Origin of the sequence: Halorubrum depositum (assembly GCF_007671725.1) — an archaeon.
GTDB lineage: Archaea > Halobacteriota > Halobacteria > Halobacteriales > Haloferacaceae > Halorubrum > Halorubrum depositum.
This window is the reverse complement of sequence record NZ_VCNM01000001.1, coordinates 953581-972953: the sequence shown is the minus strand read 5'-3', so window position 1 is coordinate 972953 and position 19373 is coordinate 953581. Positions and strand designations below refer to the sequence as shown.

Here is a 19373-nt window from a genome sequence, read left to right as displayed (position 1 = left end):
CCGGCGGGCCGCTCGACCGGTTAGGATTGCGATACACTCGCACGGATCAGCTGGCAACCCCTCTCGAACTCGCCGCCGCCGACGGCGTCGTCGTTCGGACCGGTCGATGATCGACGGGACGGTCGTTCGGACCGGCCGATGATCGACGAGTCGGTCGATCGGAACCGCGCTTCGACGGTTGCCGGATCGCCGCCTTAGAACTATTTTATATCTGTCATTTCATACTTTTTAGTTTTTTATATACATATCTGACGGCGAGGCCGTCTCCGGCTATCCGGTGTCGGAAGCGAGTTCCGTGACGGTGACCCGTCGCGTGGCGTCACGGAGCCTCACGGACGGAGGGGAGCGTCTCGTCTATCCACCGTTTTCAGGGAGTCCATACGAAACGCCTCAAAGAGAGCCGTTCTTCGACGCGTACCTCGGCCGGGATCGATTAGCGGCGTACCGACGGCGGCGCACTGACGGTGGCGCACTGACGGCGGTGCCGATCGTCGATCTGGATCGCAGCGTCATCGACCGCGACGTTATCCGGACGCCGTCCGCCTGTGGGCTGGCGGCCGACGTCCCGAAGTCGCCTGTGAACGGTCGATCGATCCGGTTGGGCGCCGTACGTATCGAAAATAATCATTATAACAAAAATTGATATTTCTGTCGCGCAGAGACGGGTTCCGCGCTTCGTCGACCCGCGCGGCGTCTCCTCGCTCCGTGACTCCGACCGCGTTCGATCCCCGTCTCCGCGGGCGGCTGACTTCGGGGTCGGCGTTCGGAGGCCCCGCCGTCTCGTTTTTCGATCCCCACCCGGACAGCGGCGTGGGCGGTTCGTCACCCTTTTTACCGATCCATCCCGAACCACGCGTATGAGTAAGTCCGACAAGTATCCGGCCGAGTCCGGTCGGCGGCGCTTCGTCAAGGGCGTCGTCGGGGGCGCGGCCCTCGCGGGCGTCGGGGCAATGGGGTCGGCGACCGTGAACACGCTGACGACCGCCGGTGGGGTCGGCGGCGGGGCGACGGTCGCGACGACGATCGCGCAGACCGGCGGTCCGGCGCCGCGCGGGCTCCCGCAGATCCCCTTGCAGGTGACGGACGACGGCTACATCGAGGGCATCTGGCCCGAGACGACGACGGTCACGCAGGAGGGACAGGAGATCCAGGTCGCACAGCAGGACCTCGGCGGGAAGACGTACTCCGGCGAGTGGTTCCAGTACTGCGGCGTCGAGTCGCAGGCGAACATCGCGCCCGACTTCGAGTCGGACAACCTGTTCCGCGCCGCGCCCGGGAAGTACGACTGGCAGGACGAGACGTACGACGCGGGCGAACGGATCCACGTCGACGACTTCTCGAACTACGACACGTGGGGGAACGGGATCGGCGACGAGGGCGTCGGGAAGCCGGCCTCGGTCACGTGGCGGTCCGAGGACGCCGACACCAACCTGAACGCGATCGTCATCCGCTCGCCGCGGATCGAGGAGGCCGTCGCGAACTCGAACGACGAGTGGCTCGAAGCGTCCACCGACCAGGGGTTCATCGCGTACCTCAACGTCTGTACGCACTTCTGCTGTATCCCCGACTACAAGGTGTTAGAGGAGTCCGCCCGCTACGACGCCGAGAACGGGACCTACTGCGTCTGCCACCAGTCGACGTACGACCCGTTCACGCTCGAGGAGGCGCTGTTCATCGCCCGCCCGCGCCCGAGCGAGTAACCCGCCGTTCGACCGCCGATCGCTCCGCGGCTTCGTCGGTTCCCGCGTTGCGGTTCTCCCCTTCTGTCGTCCGAGCGAACGCCGCGCTTTTGACTCGGCTCCGCGTACGGTCGTTCATGAGCGACGACGACGGGACGGCCGCCGACGAATCTCCTTCCAACGACGGCGAGTCCATCGCCGGCGAGACCCCCGACGAGGGGGCGTTCGCCGTCAAACTCGCCCGCGCCCGAGACCTGCTCGATAGCGACGATATCGAGGCGGTGCACGTCGGCATCATCCGCGACGGTGAGGTCGACACGACGTTCGCACAGCGGGCGGAAGACGAGCCCGAGGGCGAGGGGCTCCGTGCGATCGCACTGCTCGCGGCGCACGTCCGGCTGGTCTCGAACGTGGCCGGCGTCGAGCCTTCCACGGTCGCCGGCGACGCGGCGACGCTCGCCGGGGAGGTGGAGCGGATCCCCGCCAGCACGGACGACCTCCCGGAGGAGTGAGGCGTCGCGGCGGCGCGCATTCGACCCGCCGTCCCGACTACTCGTTCGCCCGGATGCGCGAGAGCTGGTGGGCGACGCCGGCGAGCGCGACGAAGAGGATCGCGAGGTTGAACGCCGCGAGCGCGATCGGCTGGTAGGCCGGATCGAGCCACGTCCGGATCGCGGCGCCGGTCTGGCTGTAGAACCCCCACCCGGCGATCAGCGCGAGCAGGACCAGCGCCGCGAGGCCGACCCTGTCGAGGATCCCGCGCAGTCGGTCGGTCGGAAGTCGGCCGATCCCGCCGTCGGCCGATCGGTCAGGGCGGGTCGACCGATCGGTCCCCTCCGGGGCGGGTCGGTCGTCGTCCGTCGGTTCGGCGGCCGCTCCGGCGGCCGCGGTCGGTTCGCCCGTCTCGGTCGCGTCGTCGTCGGTGTCGGTCATGGGTTGGGTCGCGGATCGGTCGTCGTCGCGGTCGGTGTTCGGTCCCGTCTCGTCCGGCGCGGGTCGGTCCTCGCCCGTCACGGTCGCCTCCGAGCGTACAGCGCCGCGGCGAGGAGCGCGGCGAGCGCGACGACCGGGCCGAAGCCGGGCGTGCCGTCGTCGGTGCTCCCGTCGTCGCGGGGCCTCTCGCCGTCGGCCCCGTCGGCACCGTCGCCACCGCCGCCCGCGAAGTCCTCGACGGAGAACTCCACCTCCTCGACGCTCTCGTCGGCGGAGATCGTCTCGCGGGGGTTCAGGTTGGCGACGCCCTGCGTCTCGTCGATGAGGACGTCGTCGCTCCACAGCGCCGCGTCGACGTAGTAGTTGTAGTTCGCGGGCACCTCGACGGTCACCGTCACCGTGTCGGTCCGGCCAGGCCGGACCGACCCGACGGTCTCGCGGGCCTCGTCGGCGATCACGTTGGACTCGGCCTGTCGCATCAGCAGGCGGAGGTCGAGGGGGTCCGAGGCCGTGTCACCGCGGTTGGTCACGGAGACCGAGACCGACAGCGTCGCGGTCGCGTTGTCGGCCTCCCGCACGCTCACCGCGACCGTCGGCCAGACGTTCCCCTCGGTGAAGCCGACTCGCGTGTCGGCGTAGTCGGGCGTGAGCGCCGCCACACCGCCGACGCGGGTCGTCCGCGTTTCGACGCGCTCGCCGTCGACGAAGACGGCGGTCTCGATCCGGTAGCCGCCCGCGCGCTCCACGTCGACGGAGCCGTTGATCGTCCGCTCGCCGCCGCCGTCGACGTCGCCGACGTCGACCGTCGTCTCGTCGACGAGCAGCCCCGAGTCGGCGCCGATCGCCCGGTGGCGCACGGTGACGTTCTCGACGGTCGACCCCCGATGCCGGAGGTCGACTCCGAGCCGAAGCTCGGCCGTCTCGCCGCGCACCTCGCCCGGCGACACGACGATGCCGGCGATACGGATGTCGCCGGGACGCTCGAGCTCTTCGCGGGGGTCGTCGAACGCGTCCGGCGCGGCGACGACCCCGACCGCGCTCACGACGAGCACCGCGGCCGCGGCCGCCAGGAGGGCAGTTCGCGTGTCCATACGTCGCACGTCAAACCGGCGATATAAGTGCTTTGTCGAGTTCGGGGTCGCCGGACGGCGACGCCGAACGCCCCCGCGGCCGGCTCACAGCACCCTGTACCGCCCCCGCGACTCGGAGAGCTCGCCCCGCCGCGTCAGCCTCGTCAGGATCTCGCGGGCCTTCTCGGCGGGGACGCCGCGCTCGCTCGCGTGCGCGACGACGTTCCCCTCGGTCGGCTCCTCGACCGCCTCGACCGCGTCGCGGACGATCTCGGTCCGGGTCCGCGAGGCCGACCCGCCGCCCTCGGCGCGGGCGCCGGCCTCGTCGACGGCGTCGGCGTCGATCCCGCTCGCCTCGAGGTACTCCCGGTCGTCGACCCCGGCGTCGTCGACGGCGCGTTCGAGCTCCGAGACGTGGTCGATCTCGGCGAACGCCGCGCTCTCGTCGCGCTTCTTCGCGAGCAGCGCGGCCCGGGCCTCACGGGCAGCCGCCCGGTCCTCGGACTCGTAAAAGCGCTTGAGCTTCGCCGTCCGATGCGTCTTCCCGCAGCGCGGGCAGGTCGCGCTGTCGCTGGTCCGGGGGTCCGAGAGGAGCCACATGGCCGCGCACTCGTTGCAGCCGACGACCGCGTACATGTCTCCGGGTTCGTCGGGACCGGATTTGAACCCTCGGCTGTACTCGTGTGTTACCGTTTTTCACGGCGGTTCGGATGCTTTCGGCGTCGACGTCGGCTACTTATAACTGAGATTCGTTACGGAAGGAGCGACGGTGAACACCTCCAAAGCCCCAACCACGCTCGGCTCCCACAGCTCGCTGCGGTCCTCAGTCGCTCACTTCGTTCGCTCCCTGCGGTCCTTGCGTCGCTGGGGTTCGCCGAGCGCGGTTGCCCCTTTGAGTCCCACCCGGCAGCACCGCAACCGCACCTCACACCTCCCCAGCCTCGTCGCTGGCGGCGGCAGCTACCGCCGCCAGCGACTCCCTCGCACGCGCTCCTCGCGGGCCATCGGCCCGCTCGGAGGCGCGCGCCACCGCTTCGATTGTTTATAAGCAACCGGCTTCAGTCCAAATCCTCAATCTCACGCGCGGCGGCGAGCACCTCGTCGTGGAGGGTCCCGTTCGAGGCGACGAGCCCGGTCGAGTCGTGTCGCCAGCGGTTCCCCTCCAGGTCGGTGACGCGCCCGCCGGCCTGTCGGATCATGAAAACGCCGCCGACGGAGTCCCACGGGTTCGCCCGCAGGTTCGAGACGACGCCTTCGAGGCCGCCCGCGGCGACGGTGGGGAGGACGACCTGCGCGGCGCCGAACCGGCGCATGTCGCTGAACCGCCGGACGATCGCCTCGCAGGCGGCGGCGTACTCGTCGCGGGCGTCGAACCCCCACCACAGCGTCGGGTCGACGGCGGCCCGGTGCGGGTCCGAGACGTCGTTGACCGCGATCGGGTCGCCGTTGCGGTACGCCCCGTCGCCGTCGGCGGTGTACACGTCGCCGAGCGCGGGGCAGACCGTGGCGGCCGCGACCGGTTCGCCGTCGACGACCGCCGCGACCGCGGTGCCCCACACGCGGATGTCCCGGACGTAGTTGTGGGTGCCGTCGATCGGGTCGATCACCCACGCCGCGCCATCCTCGGGGACCGTCTTCCGCTCGTCCTCCTCCTCGCCGACGATCGCGTCGTCCGGGAACGACTCGCGGATCGACTCGATCACGGTGCGCTGGGCGGCCCGGTCGGCCTCCGTCACCACGTCGTCCTCGCCCTTGCTCTCGACGGCGATGTCGCTCCGGAAGTGGTCGTGCGCCACGCGGCCGCCCGCCCGCGCCGCGCGCTCGGCGACGGCCGCGCGCTCGTCTGCGTCGGTCATGGGCGTTGTGCGCCGTCCCGACGCGTATAAACGTCGATCCGGCTCCGGATTCCGCGGCTCTCCCCCGCGGAAGCGCGACCGTCGCGAGAGTATTAACTCAATTCCGAATCCGAGTACACTTAAGTACGACGGACGCGATCACCCGTGTATGGAACCAGCAGAAGCGGTTCGTCAGCTTGAGTACGCGATCGACGCCTCCCTCGACGAGACGGGACAGCGCGCGGCCGCCGGCTACCGGCCGACGTTCGAGCGCGTCGCCGAGCGCGCCGACGGCTCCGCGGTGTACGCGCTCGCGAGCGAACTCGCCGACGAGGTCGTCGCCGGCGACCGTCCCAACCCGGCCGAGGCGAACGCGACCGCCGAGCGCGTGCTCGACGACTGGGCGTACACCGACGGCGGCGAATAATTTTTCAGATTTAAAATAAGTATAACTCAGCGTATATCTACTTACAACCCGTTACCCTGCTCTTCGGCAACGACTTGGAAGCTTTCATCAACGTCGTCGCCACTCAGATCGCTTTGATCGATCTTGACACCGACCCCAACTGCCTGACCGGGACTCAGCTGTTTCGCATTTGCTTTATTCAGTCTCGTTCTATTTCCGGGAGAACTACCGGTGTAAAAAGTAACTCCATCTATGCTCTCATTGATCCACACATCAACTTCACCAACGCCACTTCCGGAGTTGTTCGACAGGTTCATGATGTCAAACGTCCCGTCGAACCAGTACGTTGAATCCGGATTGACACCATCGCCCCCGAGCGAGTTCCCTTGTTCGGGATCTCCACTACGCGCACTTGTGGGGTTATCGCTGGTGAAATCGAGAGTCAGCTTATCACCGTCGTACTCAACGAAATTCCCGTTTCGCGTGTCTCCATTATCACTGAGGCCCCCATTAGGATCCTCATCTCCGGTATCAATTGAGGGCCGCTGCAGGGCGATGTATGCGGAGGCGTCACCAACTGTCTCAATTTCAATTGCTCGATCGCCTGAATTAAATTGAGACATTGCCCCCGTACCCGTCGCGGCTGCTGCTCCCGAAGCCAATGCACCCAGACCGATCACGAATTTGCGTCGTTCCATGTCGTATCTCACCTGTGTTCACGCACCCCCGCAACCCGGACGTCCGGGCCGGGAGCGCTCGGATAACCCATACGGGGGATGGTACTTCGTTATGATATTCTCGACATGTTCGCGTGCGCTCCTCGTTGCGTGACGTGCGCGCCTCGATACGCCGCGGGATCTCCTCGTCGCCCGCATCGTGGCAACCCTGAGACACCGATAAAGAGCCCCTAATTCGCTTCAGGGAGTGGTTTAGGTGTTCAACGACTCCCTGAAGATCCGGTCGGAGATACGTACCGGATTCGGTTTTCTCTCGCCTGACCGACGATCTGCCCCTGTTCGTGACAGGAAAATTTCATTGATAGGTTAACTATCCTACCTATTTATGGTAGTGTCACTCACACGCTACAAGCGAAAGCCGCCGGTTCGAGGAGGGGGATCCGCCGGCGTCGAACGAGGGTGTTCACATCGATGCTATCTACCGCTGCCACGACGAACGGATCGAGCCGAAACGGGGGTGAACTGTCCGAGGACGAGATATTCGAAGTGCTGTCGAACAGGCGGCGTCGCTTCGTCATCCACGCGCTCAAGCACACCGAGGAGCCGCTCCACGTCTCCGAGCTCTCCACGCACGTCACCGCGTGGGAGCGCGACGTCGACCCGGAGGAGGTCCGGTACGAGGACCGCCGGAACGTGTACAGCACGCTCCGGCGCACGCACCTCCCGAAGTTAGAGGAGAAGAACGTGGTGACGGTCGACGAGGAGGAGAACCTCGTCGAGCCGACGTCCGAGCTGGAGGCGCTCGACATCTACGTCGAGGTGCTTCGCAGCAGGGAGATCCCGTGGAGCCTCTACTACGTCGGGCTCGCGGGCGTCGCCGTCTCGCTCCTGATCGCCGTCGCCGCGGGGGCGCCTGGGTTCGCCGGGCTCGAAACGCTCGACGTGGGGGCGTTCACCGCGACCGCCTTCGGTATCTCCGCCGCCGCCCACCACGTCGTCGGCCGCCGAGCGCGCCTCGGCGACACGGAGAAACCGCCCGAGCTCCGCACCCGAGAATGAGCACTGCCAGTCTGTCACCGACGCGACGCGTGAGCGCCCTCCGCACGCTGAGCCTCGTGCTCGCGTTCACCGCGGCGGTCGGGCTCGTCTTCGGCACCGCGGGGTTCACCGCGATGGAGGCCGACCGCGGGCTCGCGGTCAACGTGACCGACGACGCGAGCGCGTACCTCGGCTACGCACCGCTCGCCGACGAGGTCAGCGACGGGGAACCCGCTCCCGTCGTCGAGTACCGCAACCGGTTCGGCACCGACCTCGACGAGTTCGACGTCGACGTCTCGATCGCGGACCCCGGAGCGACGGACGCGACGATCGAGTCGGTCGACCCGCCCTCGTCTCTCGATCGGGGGAGCGCGGCCGCGGTCGACGTCACGCTGCGCTGCTCCGATCGAGAGACCGTCCCGCTGGCGTTCGAGGTCGACGGGAGCGGCGGCGGCGTCGGCGTCTCGCTGAACCGCACCCACGCCGTGACCTGCGTGCCGACGGGGCCGACGGTGGCGGGTGTCACGTACAGCGGCGTGGGGAACGCACACGTCGAGACGAACGGAACGGACGGGACCGTCGAGGCGATCGTGTGGCTCACGGCGGCGAATCCGGGGAACGGCGGCCCCGAGGGAGCGATCCGCTCCGTGACGGTCGAGAACCTGAACACCTCGAACCCCGTGCGGCCGCAGCTCCCCGACGTATCGAACGAGCGCGTGGCGGCCGTCGAGTTCCGGGATCGGGGCGTCGCCTACTTCCACCCCGGGTGGGACGGGGGGAAACACGCCGCTCCGAGCGCGGGCGCCGGGGTCGAATTCACTGGGGGTCCCCTGGACGCCGAGACCGTGTCGAACGCCTCCGTCGTCGACGAGGGTGACGACTGAACGCTTCTACAGTTCGACCCGCTCTCCGATCGCGGGCGCGCTCGCGTCGACCCCGTCCGCGCGGAGGTCTCCGGCGAACGCCTCGCAGCGGTCGCCGTGGTTCACCAGCACCCGCGCGTCGCGGTACGAGTCGAGGAACGATTCCAACCCCTCGCGGTCGGCGTGCGCGGAGAAGTCGTACGACTCCACCCGGGCGCTGACCGGGCGCACCTGACCGTTTATCGCCAGCCGCCCGCGCTCTTGGAGCTCGCGGCCCGGCGTCCCCTCGACCTGATACCCCGTCAGCGTCACGAGATTCGTCGGGCTCCCCCGGATCTCCGGGAGGTACGAGTGGACCGGACCGCCCGCGAGCATCCCCGAGGTGGTGATTATCAGCTCGTTGTCGGCGGCGATCCGCTCGCGCTGGCCGTCGCGGCCGGTGACGAAGCGCGCGGCGCCCGCCGCCCGGCGGAGCGCCTCGGCGTCGCGCAGGAACTCGGGGTGCCGGCGGACGATCCGCGTCACCTCGGTCCCCATCCCGTCGACGTAGGGGGTGAGGTCGTTCGCCTCGGCGACGAGCATCAGCTCTTGGGTCCGCCCGATCGCGAACGCGGGCGCGACGACGGTCCCGCCCTCCCAGATCGTCGTCCGCACGCTCTCGGCCCAGCGGTCCTCCACCGCGCGGCGGTCCTCGTGGGTCACGTCCGCGTACGTCGACTCGCAGATCACGGCGTCGGCGTCGGGCCGCGCCGTCGTCCCCGACACGAGCCGCTGGTCGTCGGTGTGGAAGTCGCCGGTGTACAGCAGGCGGGTGTGCCCGTCGTCGACGAGGACGTGCGCAGACCCCGGGATGTGCCCGGCATCGAACAGCGTCACCTCGTACTCGGTCCCGCCGGCCTCGACGACGAACGGCTCCCGGTAGCCGTGTCGATCCTCGACCTCGCCGAGCCGCGCGACGTGCTCCTCCGAGAAAGGACAGAGCGGGCTGTTGCCGTGCAGCTTGAGTGTGTCGCGCGCGAGCGTCCGCGTCAAGTCGGCGGTCGGCGGCGTCCAGTGGACCGCGGGCCGACGGTCGCCCTTCAGCAGCGCCGGCACCGCGCCCGCGTGGTCGAGGTGGCCGTGCGAGACGACGACCGCGTCGGGCTCGGGGTTGCGGACCGGGTACCGCGGCGGGTCCGCGGTCAACAGGCCGTAGTCCAAGAGCAGCGCGTCGTCGACGAGGACCGCGCTCCGACCGACCTCGCGGGCGCCGCCGAGGAACTCGACCTCCATTGCCGACCGCTAACCGCCCGCGGCGTTAGTGTTCGTCGGTCGCGGCGTCGGCGTCCGTCGACGGGCTCAGTCGAGCCGCTCCGCGGCGTCCCGCTGGACGAGGGGCTCCGCGTTCTCGACGGGGAGGGTCACGACGTCCTCGCTCGCGAGGTCGTACTCCCGCTCGTCGACGCCGAAGATGGCGCCGACGTCGCGGGTGATCCGGACGGTCGCGCGGTCGTCGACGGTCGGGTCGGTTTCGGAGGAGGCGCCGGCGACGCCGTCAGTCGAGTCTGACGAGTCGGCCTCGCCCGCGTCCCCCGGGTCGTCGACCCCCGGTGCGCCGGGCGGTGCGGGCTCGGGCGGGACCACGGTCGGGCCGCCGTCGGTGGTGGCGCCCTCGGATGCGGCGTCGACGGCGCCGTCGCTCGCGCTGTGCTCCGGCGCGTCGGTCGGCGGCGGTTCGGACGCCCCTCCCGTCTCGCCGGGGGTCGCGTCGAGGGCGTCCGCGACCTCGTCGTCCGCGCCGCCCATGGCGCCGGCGAGCGCGTCGGCGACCTCGTCGTCCGCGCCGCTGTCGGTCGAGTCCGTCCGCCCGGTCGGATCCGCCGGATCCGGAGAATCGGGGTCCGGCGCGGGTACGGACTCGGGATCGGACGCGGAAGCGGACGCCGACGCGGAAGCGGCCGTCGACCCGGACGCTGACTCGTCTACCGACACCTCGCCGGAGAGCACGTCGAGCACGCTGGACTTGTTCGCCTCGATCCGCTCGACGAGGTCGTCGAACAGCTCCCGCTCCTCGGTCGTCATGCCGTCGGCGTCGACCGGCATGTCGGCCGCCGCGAACGACGCGAGCTTGACGACCTTGCCGACGCGGCGCTCGTACAGCGCCTCGGCGACCTCCTCTGCCGTCTCCACCTCGTCCGAGAGGCGCCGGACGTCGTCGTCGGAGAACGGCTTGTCGACCTGCTCGGCGCGGCGGTCGCGGGCCGCGCGCAGGTCGGCGACGTAGGCGGCCACGTCGTCGTAGAAGGAGTCCCGCAGGTGCTGGAGGCTGTCCTTGCGGCGTTCCTTCGCCTGGGCCGATCTGAGCTCGTCGAGGTTCATTGTTCGGATGCCTTCCGCGCCTCGCCGCGGGCCATGAGGAAGACCCCGGCGAACTCGGGCACGGTGTTTCTACCAGGTTCAACTCTGACGCGCTCACCGTTTAATTCTACCGTCCGATCGGCGTCGGTCTCGATCCGGATCTCGCGGCCGACGAACCGGTCCGGCACCGCGTCCCGCAGCGGGTCGAAGTCGGCGAGGTCGCCGCGGTCGATCGGCGTGACGACGAGCCCGGAGCCGCCGTGAAGCGTGCCCGGAAGCCGGATGAGCCGCCGCGTGTCGGTGGTCACCGGCTCGTCGATCGGCGCGGTGTCGGTCGCGGCCACGCGCGCGGCGAGCGCGGAGACCAGCCGGCGGACGCCCGGGCCGCCAGCCTCCACGTTGCCCTCGCGGACCGCGGTCGGGTTCCGGTCGAACGCGCCGAGGATCGTCTCCGCGCGCCCCTCGCCGATCCCGTCCAGCTCCATCAGGCGCTCGCGGGCCGCGTCCTCGTCCATGTCGCGGAGGTCGTCGGCGTACGCGACGAGGGCCTCGTGGACGCGGGCGCCCCAGCCGCCCTCGGTCCGGAGCACGCGCTTCGTCGTGCCGCGCTCGGAGACGGTGCGGATCAGCCCCTCGGTGTCGAGGTCGATCGCGCGCACGTAGTCGACGATCTCCCGGCGCGCCTCGCTGTCTAGCCCCCGCACGCTCTCGTCGCGGACGTGGACGTGGTAGCCGCGCCCGCCGGAGAAGACGACGGTGAGGTCCTCGAAGGCGAAATCGTCGTCGAGGAAGTCCAGCAGCCGCAGGAGCGCCGCCTTGCACTCCGCGAGCATCTCAGGGTACGAGGTGGTCTCGGGGTCGACGCCGGGGAGGTGGTCGGCGTCGAGGTCGAAGATGAGGTCGGCGGAGCGCCACCCTTTCTTCGACATCGTCGAGGCGCCGGGGTCGTCGTAGCGCGCGGCCGAGAAGTAGGCGTGCCGGGGCGCGTTGTCCGCGAAGAACGTGTCGACGTCGCCCAGGTCGAACAGCGACTGGTGGCGGACCATCGTCGTCCCGGAGCCGGGCGTCCACGGGATGTGGCCCCACTCGCGGAGGTTCGCGTCCGGCGGGAGCGACGGCGAGGCGCGGCGGTAGTAGTCGCCGAACCGCCCCTTCAGGTACTCGCGCGTCCGGTCGTCCATCGTCTCACCGAGTACCGGCGGTCGACGTATCAACGTATCGTTCGCGCGGCGACCGACGGCGACCATTTATAAATGGAACTGCAGTGGCTGCGTCGGCGCGCGCCTGCGAGCGGCCGCCCCGCGGCCGCGAGTCAGCGCGTGCGAGGGAGTCGCTGGCGCCGGCGGCGCCAGCGACGAGGCTGGGGAGGCGTGAGGTGCTGTGCTGTCGCGGTGCGGGCGGGACTCAAAGGGGCAGCCGTGAGGTGCGCGGAGGCGACGCAAGCACCGCAGGAACGAGCGGAGCGAGTGACGAGGAGCGCAGCGAGCGTGCGCGCACCTCACGGCTGGGGCTTTGGATGTGTTCGCTGTCGATCCACAGTCGATCATCTATGCACGAGCGACTGGGACTTTGGAGGTGTTCGCCGTCGACCCGCGTCGCAACTCGTGCACGTCGTCTTCGGCCACAACACTATCCGGTCACGAACCGTAGCCGCGCCCATGCGCTCCGAAGACGAAGTTCGCGAGCAGTACGAGTTCCTTCGCGAGCAGCTCGACGACGAGGAGATGTCGCACCGCGGCGTCGAGCAGCTGTTCACCCACTACAAGCGCGCGCTCGGCTGGGTGCTAGAGGAGGAGCACATGTGACCCGGGCCGCCCGGCGCGGACCCGCCCACCCGTCTCGACCTCGGTAACGTGTTACGGAGGCTACACCAACAGCGGGCCCTCGTTAGCTTTATCAATTCGAACCCTGTATCATCTGGTGACGCTTCGTCTGGAGGGCCGAAGCGTCAGCGGGGACCAATCGGCCGCTCGACGCGGCTTTTTTCCGCGTCGGGCGCGCCGGCTTTCTGCGTACTCGGACACCGCCACGCTGAGAGCGGTGCGACTGCCGCCTTCCGAGTCCAGCGCCCGCCGACCACCGAATCCAGCGCCCGCCGACCACCGAATCCAGCGCCCGCCGACCACCGAATCCAGCGCCCGCCGACCCCGGATCCCAGCGACCGTCCCGATCTCCCGTCGTTCCGGGCCGATCTATCATCTCCCGTGCATTCGATCGAGGGCGCAGTTCGGCCCCGGACCGGCGCACCGTAGTTGCTCGACTGACACGACGGAACCGCAGGTATCGAGTGACTCCGCGGGTCGGAGCGCGGATCGACGTTGTTTATAACGGTATGTTTATTTATTTGGAATAGGAATGTACTGACAGTTGCATGTACGATCTCACGGGTTTTCAGCGTGACTTGCTCTACGTGATCGCCGGTCTGGACGAGCCACACGGACTCGCGATCAAAGAGGAGCTCGAGGACTACTACGAGAAGGAGATCCACCACGGCCGGCTCTACCCCAACCTCGACACGCTCGTCGAGAAGGGTCTCGTCGAGAAGGGCCAGCGGGACCGGCGCACGAACTACTACACGCTGACCCGCCGCGGGCGCCGCGAGATCGAGGCCCGGACCGAGTGGGAGACGCAGTACGTCGACCACTGACCGGTCGGGTTCGGCCACGCGGACCCTTCTCTCGTCCGTGTCACTCAGCTTCGGGAGCCGCGGTTGGACGTTTCTCCAACGCCAGCCGGATCGCCCCGCATTTATTCCGCCCGCGTGCGTCGCGTCACCATGGATCGCCACACGGCCACCCCTGACGTCACGGACCTCCCGGGCGAGCATGCGCGGGAGTGGGTCGACTACCACCACGAGTCGGCCGCGCCGAGCACGTACGTCTACGAGTTCGTCTGGGACCGCACCGCCCCGGCCGAGGGCCCGTTCTGCACCGACGTCGACGGCAACGTCCTCATGGACTTCACGAGCCACGTCGCCGCCGCGCCGCTCGGGTACAACAACCCGAAGATCATGGAGCCGCTCGCGGAGTTCGACCTGGTCGACCCGCTGAAGGTCGCGGGCCAGGACTTCTACGTCGCCGGCGGCGAGTCGCCCGGTGACGGGCTTCCCGGCTCCTCCGGGCTGATGGAGCGACTCACCGAGGTCACCGCCCACTACGACATGGACACCGTCTTCCTCTCGAACTCCGGGGCGGAGGCGGTCGAGAACGCGATCAAGATCGCGTACGACGGCTCCGGCGGCGCCAAGCACGCGATCACGTTCGACGGCGCGTTCCACGGGCGGACGCTCGGCGCGCTCTCGCTCAACCGCTCCAAGGCCGTCTACCGCCGGGAGTTCCCGGAGATCAGCGGCGTCCACGACGCCCCGTTCTGCGACGACCGCAACTGCACCCCTGAGACCTGCTCGTGCGGCTTCTTCGCCGGCGGCGTCTCCCGGCTCCGCGAGAAGCTCGACCCCGATCGCGGGCACGTCGACCCCGACGACGTGGCGTACCTCATCCTGGAGCCGATCCAGGGCGAGGGCGGCTACCGGTTCCCCTCCGAGGCGTTCACCGACGAAGTCGCCGCCCTCGTCGACGAGCACGACATCACGCTGATCGCCGACGAGATCCAGTCCGGCGTCGGGCGGACCGGCGAGCTGTGGGGATCGGACCACTACGCGCTCGAACCGGACGTGATCTCCAGCGCGAAGGGGCTCCGCGTCGGCGCGACGATCTCGCGGGCGGACGTGTTCCCCGAGGAGAAGGGCCGGCTCTCGTCGACGTGGGGCGCCGGCGACGTGATCGCCTCCGCGCAGGGCGCGCTCACGCTCGACGCGATCCGCGAGCACGACCTGATGGACAACGCAACGGTTCGGGGCCGACAGTTCAAAGAGACGATGCGCGACGCCGACCTCTCGGGCGTCGTCGACGTCCGCGGGAAGGGCCTCATGCTCGCCCTGCAGTTCGACTCCAAGGAGCGCCGCGACGCGGTCCTAGAGAACGCGTTCTCCCGCGGCCTGCTCACGCTGGCGTGCGGCCACGACGTGCTCCGGGTCCTCCCGCCGCTCGACGTCACCGAGCGCGAGATCGAACTCGGCTGCGACCTGCTGACCGCCGCTATCGCCGAGGCCGCCTGAGGCGCCGCCCGAGCGGCCGTCTCACCGGTCCGCGTACCACTCCGCGAACTTCTCTAAGGCGCGGCCGCGGTGCGACACCGCGTTCTTCCGGTCAGTGTCCATCTCGGCGAACGTCTCGCCGTCGTGTTCGAAGATCGGGTCGTAGCCGAAGCCGCCGTCGCCGCGCGGCGCCACGATCCGTCCGGGAACGTACCCCTCGAACAGCTTGACCGGGAGCGCGTCGGCCGCGCCGTCGCCGTCTCCCGCGCCGTCACCGTCTCCCGCATCACCGTCCTGTTCTCCGCCGTCCGGCCCCTCGCCGTCCGGTCCGGCAGCGGCGGCCGCGTCTCGGTCCCCCCGATCGACGGGATCTGGGCTCGCGGCGAATCCCTCGCCGTCGCAGTAGCCGAGGGTGCAGCGGAACGCGGCCCGGCCGTCGTCGAGGCCGGCGGCGATCTCGTGGACGCGCTCGATTCCGAGCGTCTCCTCCACGTACGAGGAGTACGGGCCCGGGAACCCGTCGAGTCCCTCGACGAACAGGCCGGCGTCGTCGACGAGCACCGGCCCGTCGGCGTGACGGTACGCCTCGCGCGCGCCGCGGGCGGCGATCGGCCCCAGCTCGTCGGCCTGGATCTCCGTGTAGTCGAAGTCGAGCCGCTCCACCGAGCCGTCCGGGAGGTAGCGCTCCGCCTCGCGCACCTTCCCGGGATTCGTCGTCACGTATCTGAGCACGGATCCGGCTGGGGGCGGCCGGAACGAATAGCCGTCGGTCGCGGTCGCCGCCGCGGTCGACCCGCCCGACGGACCGGCGGCAGTACGTTTTTGTTGATTCGTCGAAACCTCCCGCGTATGTCCCTCCCGACGTTCGAGAAGAAGCGGCTGATCGGGCTTCTCGCGATCCTGTCGTTCGGGTTCACGTCGCTGTTCGCCGTCCTCCTCCCGGAGGTGCTGTCGGCGCTGATTCCCGCCACGTTCATCCTCGGCTTCTTCGTGCTCATCCCGTTGGTGCTGGTGCTCGGCGAGGACTTCCCGCTCGTCGAGTCCGAGGGGGCCGACGGGGAGTCGGGGTCGACGACCGCGACGACCGACGATCCGCTGGCGACGCTCCGCGAGCGGTACGCGACCGGGGAGATCGGCGAGGCAGAGTTCGAGCGCCGGCTCGACCGGCTGCTGGAGACCGAGGAGTTGGAAGGCCGGATCGACGCAGACGCGGCGGAGCGGCGCGAGCCCAGCACGCGTCGCGAGCGCGAGACGGAACCGGAGTAGCGGGCGGTGGAGCGGGTCGCATCGGCGTCCGCGTCGGGCGCCGTCGATCCGCAACGACGCCACCGACCCGCGAGGAACACGCTCTTAAGAGACGACCGTCAGGAACGGACGGACATGCTGATCGCCGGAACCGTCATCGCCGACCCCGAGACCGTTATCGCCGACGGCGCGGTCGTCGTCGAGGGCGCGACGATCGCCGCGGTCGGCGACGCCGCCGCCCTCCGCGAGGAGTACCCCGACCATGAGCGCCGCGAGGTCGACATCGTCGCGCCCGGGCTGATCGGGGGTCACGTGCACTCGGTCCAGTCGCTCGGTCGGGGGATAGCCGACGACGACGCCCTCCTCGACTGGCTGTTCGACGCCGTGCTCCCGATGGAGGCCGCCATGGACGCCGAGGCGACCCGCGCCGCCGCCGAGCTGGGGTACCTCGAGTGCCTCGAGAGCGGGACGACGACCGTCGTCGACCACCTCTCCGTCAACCACGCGGAGCAGGCGTTCGAGGCCGCGATCGACACGGGGATCCGCGCCCGGCTCGGGAAGGTGCTGATGGACCGGGACTCCCCCGACGGCCTGCTGGAGGACACCGACGCCGCGCTCGCCGAGAGCGAGGCCCTGATCGAGGAGTACCACGGCGCCGCCGACGGCCGGGTCCGGTACGCGGTCACCCCCCGGTTCGCCGTCACCTGCAGCGAGGCGTGCCTGCGGGGCTGCCGCGAGCTCGCCGACCGCCACGACGGCGTGACGATCCACACCCACGCCAGCGAGAACGAAGAGGAGATCGCGACCGTGGAGGCCGACACGGGGAAGCGGAACGTCCTGTGGCTCGACGAGGTCGGGCTCACGGGGTCGGACGTGACCCTCGCGCACTGCGTGCACACGGACGAGCGCGAGCGCGAGGTCCTCGCCGAGACCGACACGGTCGTCACTCACTGCCCCTCCTCGAACATGAAGCTCGCCTCCGGGGTCGCCCCGGTCCACGACTACCTCGACCGGGGGATCTCGGTCGCGCTCGGCAACGACGGCCCGCCCTGCAACAACACGCTCGACCCCTTCACCGAGATGCGCCAGGCGAGCCTCCTCGGGAAGGTCGACGCCCGCGACCCGACGCGGCTCCCGGCCGAGACCGTGGTGGAGATGGCGACGACGAACGGCGCGCGCGCCGCCGGCTTCGACCGGCTCGGCACGCTCCGCGAGGGCCGGCGCGCCGACGTGATCGGGCTCACCACCGATCGCACGCGCGCCACTCCGGTTCACGACCCGCTCTCGCACCTGGTGTACGCCGCCCACGGCGACGACGTGGTGTTCGCGATGGTCGACGGTGAGGTCCGGTACGCCGACGGCGAGCACGTCGGGACCGACGCCGACGCGGTCCGCGAGCGCGCCGCCCGGGAGGCGAAGCGCGTGGTCGAGGAGGCCGGAATCGAAACGGCCGCGCCGTAACCCGTCGTTCAGGCGGCCGTCATCGGGGTCTTCCCGGGAGTTCCCGACCGATGAAAACGGGTTTGATCCGTATTAATTCGGACTGAGGATCTCCGTTATATACCCGTCCGGGGCCCGTTGATCGACTCACCATGACGGACCGACCGCAGACGACTGGCGGCGACAGCTCGCAGGACACCCCGACCGACGGCTTCCGGCGCCGGGAGTTCGTGGCGCTCGGCGCGGGCGCGAGCGCGACGCTGCTCGCCGGCTGTGCCGGCGACGGTGCGCTCCCCTCGTCGGGCGGGTCGGACGGGTCGGACGGGTCGGACGGGTCGGACGGCTCCGACGGATCGGAGACGCTCACCGGCAACTTCCGACTCCTCATCAGCGACGCGCCGGCCGACATCGCCGACTTCGACCGACTGGACGTCACGCTCAGCGAGGCTCGTATCTTCGAGGCGAGCGAGGGAGGGGACGAAGACGACGGAGACGAGGACGGCGAGGACGACGCGGAGGAGTCCGACGACGAAGGCGACGAGACGAACCAGACCGGCAACGAAACCGAGTCCGAGACCGATTCCCCGAACGGAACCGCCGAGGAGGAGGGCGGAGAGGAGGAAGACGGCGGAGACGACGAGAGCGAGGAGGGCGCCGACGAAGACGACGATGACGGGGACGGGGACGACGAGAGCGAGGAAGACCGCGGCTTCACCGTCGTCGACCTCGACGGCGCGACGGTCGACCTCACGCGGGTGATCGAGGAGGACGCGACGGCCGTGTTCGACGGCGAGATCCCGGCGGGGAGCTACGAGAAGATCGAGCTCTCCGTCTCCGCCGTCGAGGGGATCGTCGACGGCGAAGCGGTCGACGTGAAGCTCCCGAGCGAGAAGCTCCAGATCACGAACGGGTTCGAGGTCACCCCGGACGAGGCCGTCAGCTTCGTCTTCGACATCAACGTCGTCAAGCGCGGTCCGAACAATGGCTACATCCTCAAGCCCGTGATCTCGGGGAGCGGGGTCGCGGGCCGGGACGTCGACGTCAACGAGATCGACGACGAAGACGACGATGGCGGGGACGATGACGGGGACGACGAGGACGACGAGGGCGAAAACGGAGATGAAGCCGACGGATCGGACGGCGAAGACGGCGGAGCCGCCGGAAACGAGACCGACGACGGCGAAAACGAAACCGACGACGCCGAAAACGGGACCGCGGCCGGAGACGACAGCTAGCTACGACGACGTCTCGACGGAGGGGACGGTCGCCGACTGACGCTTCGCCCAGCGTAGCGCCGGGGCGGTGTCGTTGAACGCCTCGGTGTCGACCCCTTCGACGTCGATGGTCCGTTTGAGGTACCGGCGCTTCGAGCGCTCGCCGACGACCGCGAACCGGTCCACGCCGCGGGCGACGGCGATCTGCGCGGACTCGCGCAGCGCGCGCCGGCCGGCGTCCGAGCAGGGTCGGCTCGTCCGCACCACGAGGACGACGGCGTCGACCACGCGGTCGGCGGTGACGCTCCGCCACCGGTCGAGCAGCGCCTCGCCGTCGGCGGGGCTGAGTCCCGTCCCGTGCGGGAACTCGACGACTAACACCTCGTCGTCGGTCCGCAGCGCCCAGCGCTCGCTCGGTTGCATGTCACTAATCCGTACCTGTCGGATGATAAATGCACGGACCTAGTTATCTCGTCTGATAAATCGGTTGCCAGTACGGTCGGCTCGAAACGCCGCGAGGGGTCTCGAAACACCTCTCGA

21 protein-coding genes are annotated in these 19373 nt (G+C 69.4%); 11 read left to right on the top strand and 10 right to left on the bottom strand.

All coding sequences use genetic code 11. The features are described 5' to 3' along the window. The first annotated feature begins 857 nt into the window (after window positions 1-857). Both FGM06_RS05035 and FGM06_RS05030 read left to right on the top strand, forming a co-directional pair. Window positions 858-1700: a ubiquinol-cytochrome c reductase iron-sulfur subunit gene (locus tag FGM06_RS05035; RefSeq protein ID WP_144798046.1), complete on the top strand. Its 843-nt coding sequence runs from the start codon at window positions 858-860 to the stop codon at window positions 1698-1700. A 116-nt stretch (window positions 1701-1816) separates the two neighbouring features. Next, a complete protein-coding gene (locus FGM06_RS05030) occupies window positions 1817-2191 on the top strand; it encodes a hypothetical protein (RefSeq protein WP_241662527.1) in 375 nt (124 codons plus the stop codon). A 37-nt stretch (window positions 2192-2228) separates the two neighbouring features. Here FGM06_RS05030 and FGM06_RS05025 read toward each other — a convergent pair whose 3' ends face one another. From FGM06_RS05025 to FGM06_RS05010, 4 genes are all read right to left on the bottom strand, one after another. Further along, window positions 2229-2693 (bottom strand): hypothetical protein, encoded by a 465-nt coding sequence (locus FGM06_RS05025; RefSeq protein WP_394348607.1) that lies wholly within the window; start codon window positions 2691-2693, stop codon window positions 2229-2231. Continuing rightward, entirely contained in the window at window positions 2690-3703 is a 1014-nt protein-coding gene (locus FGM06_RS05020; RefSeq protein ID WP_144798045.1) for a DUF7490 domain-containing protein, read from the bottom strand. Before FGM06_RS05020 ends, FGM06_RS05025 begins: the two co-directional genes overlap by 4 nt. An 84-nt stretch (window positions 3704-3787) precedes the next feature. Further along, a complete protein-coding gene (locus FGM06_RS05015) occupies window positions 3788-4318 on the bottom strand; it encodes a DUF5817 domain-containing protein (protein WP_144798044.1) in 531 nt (176 codons plus the stop codon). A 422-nt stretch (window positions 4319-4740) separates the two neighbouring features. Beyond that, complete coding sequence (locus FGM06_RS05010) at window positions 4741-5538, bottom strand: inositol monophosphatase family protein (protein ID WP_144798043.1); 798 nt, start codon at window positions 5536-5538, stop codon at window positions 4741-4743. 148 nt (window positions 5539-5686) lie between these two features. Here FGM06_RS05010 and FGM06_RS05005 point away from each other — a divergent pair, with 148 nt between their 5' ends. Continuing rightward, entirely contained in the window at window positions 5687-5944 is a 258-nt protein-coding gene (locus FGM06_RS05005) for a hypothetical protein (protein WP_144798042.1), read from the top strand. A gap of 41 nt (window positions 5945-5985) precedes the next feature. Here the strand turns inward: FGM06_RS05005 and FGM06_RS05000 are convergent, their stop codons facing one another. Beyond that, entirely contained in the window at window positions 5986-6621 is a 636-nt protein-coding gene (locus tag FGM06_RS05000) for a DUF1102 domain-containing protein (RefSeq protein WP_144798041.1), read from the bottom strand. 450 nt (window positions 6622-7071) lie between these two features. Here FGM06_RS05000 and FGM06_RS04995 point away from each other — a divergent pair, with 450 nt between their 5' ends. Beyond that, the gene (locus tag FGM06_RS04995) at window positions 7072-7659 is read left to right on the top strand and encodes a DUF7344 domain-containing protein (protein WP_144798040.1); all 588 of its coding nucleotides are present in this window, start codon (window positions 7072-7074) and stop codon (window positions 7657-7659) included. Beyond that, the gene (locus tag FGM06_RS04990) at window positions 7656-8522 is read left to right on the top strand and encodes a hypothetical protein (RefSeq protein WP_144798039.1); all 867 of its coding nucleotides are present in this window, start codon (window positions 7656-7658) and stop codon (window positions 8520-8522) included. Before FGM06_RS04995 ends, FGM06_RS04990 begins: the two co-directional genes overlap by 4 nt. A 6-nt stretch (window positions 8523-8528) precedes the next feature. Here the strand turns inward: FGM06_RS04990 and FGM06_RS04985 are convergent, their stop codons facing one another. The 3 genes from FGM06_RS04985 to priS form a co-directional block, all read right to left on the bottom strand. Further along, a complete protein-coding gene (locus FGM06_RS04985) occupies window positions 8529-9773 on the bottom strand; it encodes an MBL fold metallo-hydrolase (protein ID WP_144798038.1) in 1245 nt (414 codons plus the stop codon). 66 nt (window positions 9774-9839) lie between these two features. Beyond that, window positions 9840-10859, bottom strand: coding sequence for a DNA replication complex GINS family protein (locus tag FGM06_RS04980; RefSeq protein WP_144798037.1), 1020 nt, complete (start codon window positions 10857-10859; stop codon window positions 9840-9842). Next, the gene (priS, locus tag FGM06_RS04975; RefSeq protein ID WP_144798036.1) at window positions 10856-12019 is read right to left on the bottom strand and encodes a DNA primase small subunit PriS; all 1164 of its coding nucleotides are present in this window, start codon (window positions 12017-12019) and stop codon (window positions 10856-10858) included. The genes FGM06_RS04980 and priS overlap by 4 nt, the downstream gene beginning before the upstream one ends. A 477-nt stretch (window positions 12020-12496) precedes the next feature. Between priS and FGM06_RS15975 the strand changes: the two genes are divergently transcribed. From FGM06_RS15975 to FGM06_RS04965, 3 genes are all read left to right on the top strand, one after another. Beyond that, the gene (locus tag FGM06_RS15975) at window positions 12497-12643 is read left to right on the top strand and encodes a hypothetical protein (RefSeq protein WP_186310968.1); all 147 of its coding nucleotides are present in this window, start codon (window positions 12497-12499) and stop codon (window positions 12641-12643) included. A gap of 566 nt (window positions 12644-13209) precedes the next feature. Next, window positions 13210-13485 carry a PadR family transcriptional regulator gene (locus FGM06_RS04970; RefSeq protein WP_123113152.1) on the top strand — a complete coding sequence of 92 codons (276 nt, stop codon included), beginning with the start codon at window positions 13210-13212 and terminating at the stop codon, window positions 13483-13485. Window positions 13486-13614: 129 nt separating this feature from the next. Continuing rightward, the gene (locus FGM06_RS04965) at window positions 13615-14955 is read left to right on the top strand and encodes an aminotransferase class III-fold pyridoxal phosphate-dependent enzyme (protein ID WP_144798035.1); all 1341 of its coding nucleotides are present in this window, start codon (window positions 13615-13617) and stop codon (window positions 14953-14955) included. A 21-nt stretch (window positions 14956-14976) separates the two neighbouring features. Here the strand turns inward: FGM06_RS04965 and FGM06_RS04960 are convergent, their stop codons facing one another. Then, the gene (locus FGM06_RS04960; RefSeq protein ID WP_144798034.1) at window positions 14977-15666 is read right to left on the bottom strand and encodes a non-canonical purine NTP pyrophosphatase; all 690 of its coding nucleotides are present in this window, start codon (window positions 15664-15666) and stop codon (window positions 14977-14979) included. A 117-nt stretch (window positions 15667-15783) separates the two neighbouring features. Here FGM06_RS04960 and FGM06_RS04955 point away from each other — a divergent pair, with 117 nt between their 5' ends. The 3 genes from FGM06_RS04955 to FGM06_RS04945 all read left to right on the top strand — a co-directional run bounded on the left by FGM06_RS04955 (window position 15784) and on the right by FGM06_RS04945 (window position 18854). Next, entirely contained in the window at window positions 15784-16200 is a 417-nt protein-coding gene (locus FGM06_RS04955) for an SHOCT domain-containing protein (protein ID WP_144798033.1), read from the top strand. A gap of 114 nt (window positions 16201-16314) precedes the next feature. Then, window positions 16315-17640 carry a 5'-deoxyadenosine deaminase gene (locus FGM06_RS04950; protein ID WP_144798032.1) on the top strand — a complete coding sequence of 442 codons (1326 nt, stop codon included), beginning with the start codon at window positions 16315-16317 and terminating at the stop codon, window positions 17638-17640. Window positions 17641-17771: 131 nt separating this feature from the next. Next, complete coding sequence (locus tag FGM06_RS04945) at window positions 17772-18854, top strand: DUF4382 domain-containing protein (protein ID WP_144798031.1); 1083 nt, start codon at window positions 17772-17774, stop codon at window positions 18852-18854. Here FGM06_RS04945 and FGM06_RS04940 read toward each other — a convergent pair whose 3' ends face one another. Continuing rightward, window positions 18855-19256, bottom strand: coding sequence for a hypothetical protein (locus FGM06_RS04940; RefSeq protein WP_144798030.1), 402 nt, complete (start codon window positions 19254-19256; stop codon window positions 18855-18857). Window positions 19257-19373 lie beyond the last annotated feature (117 nt).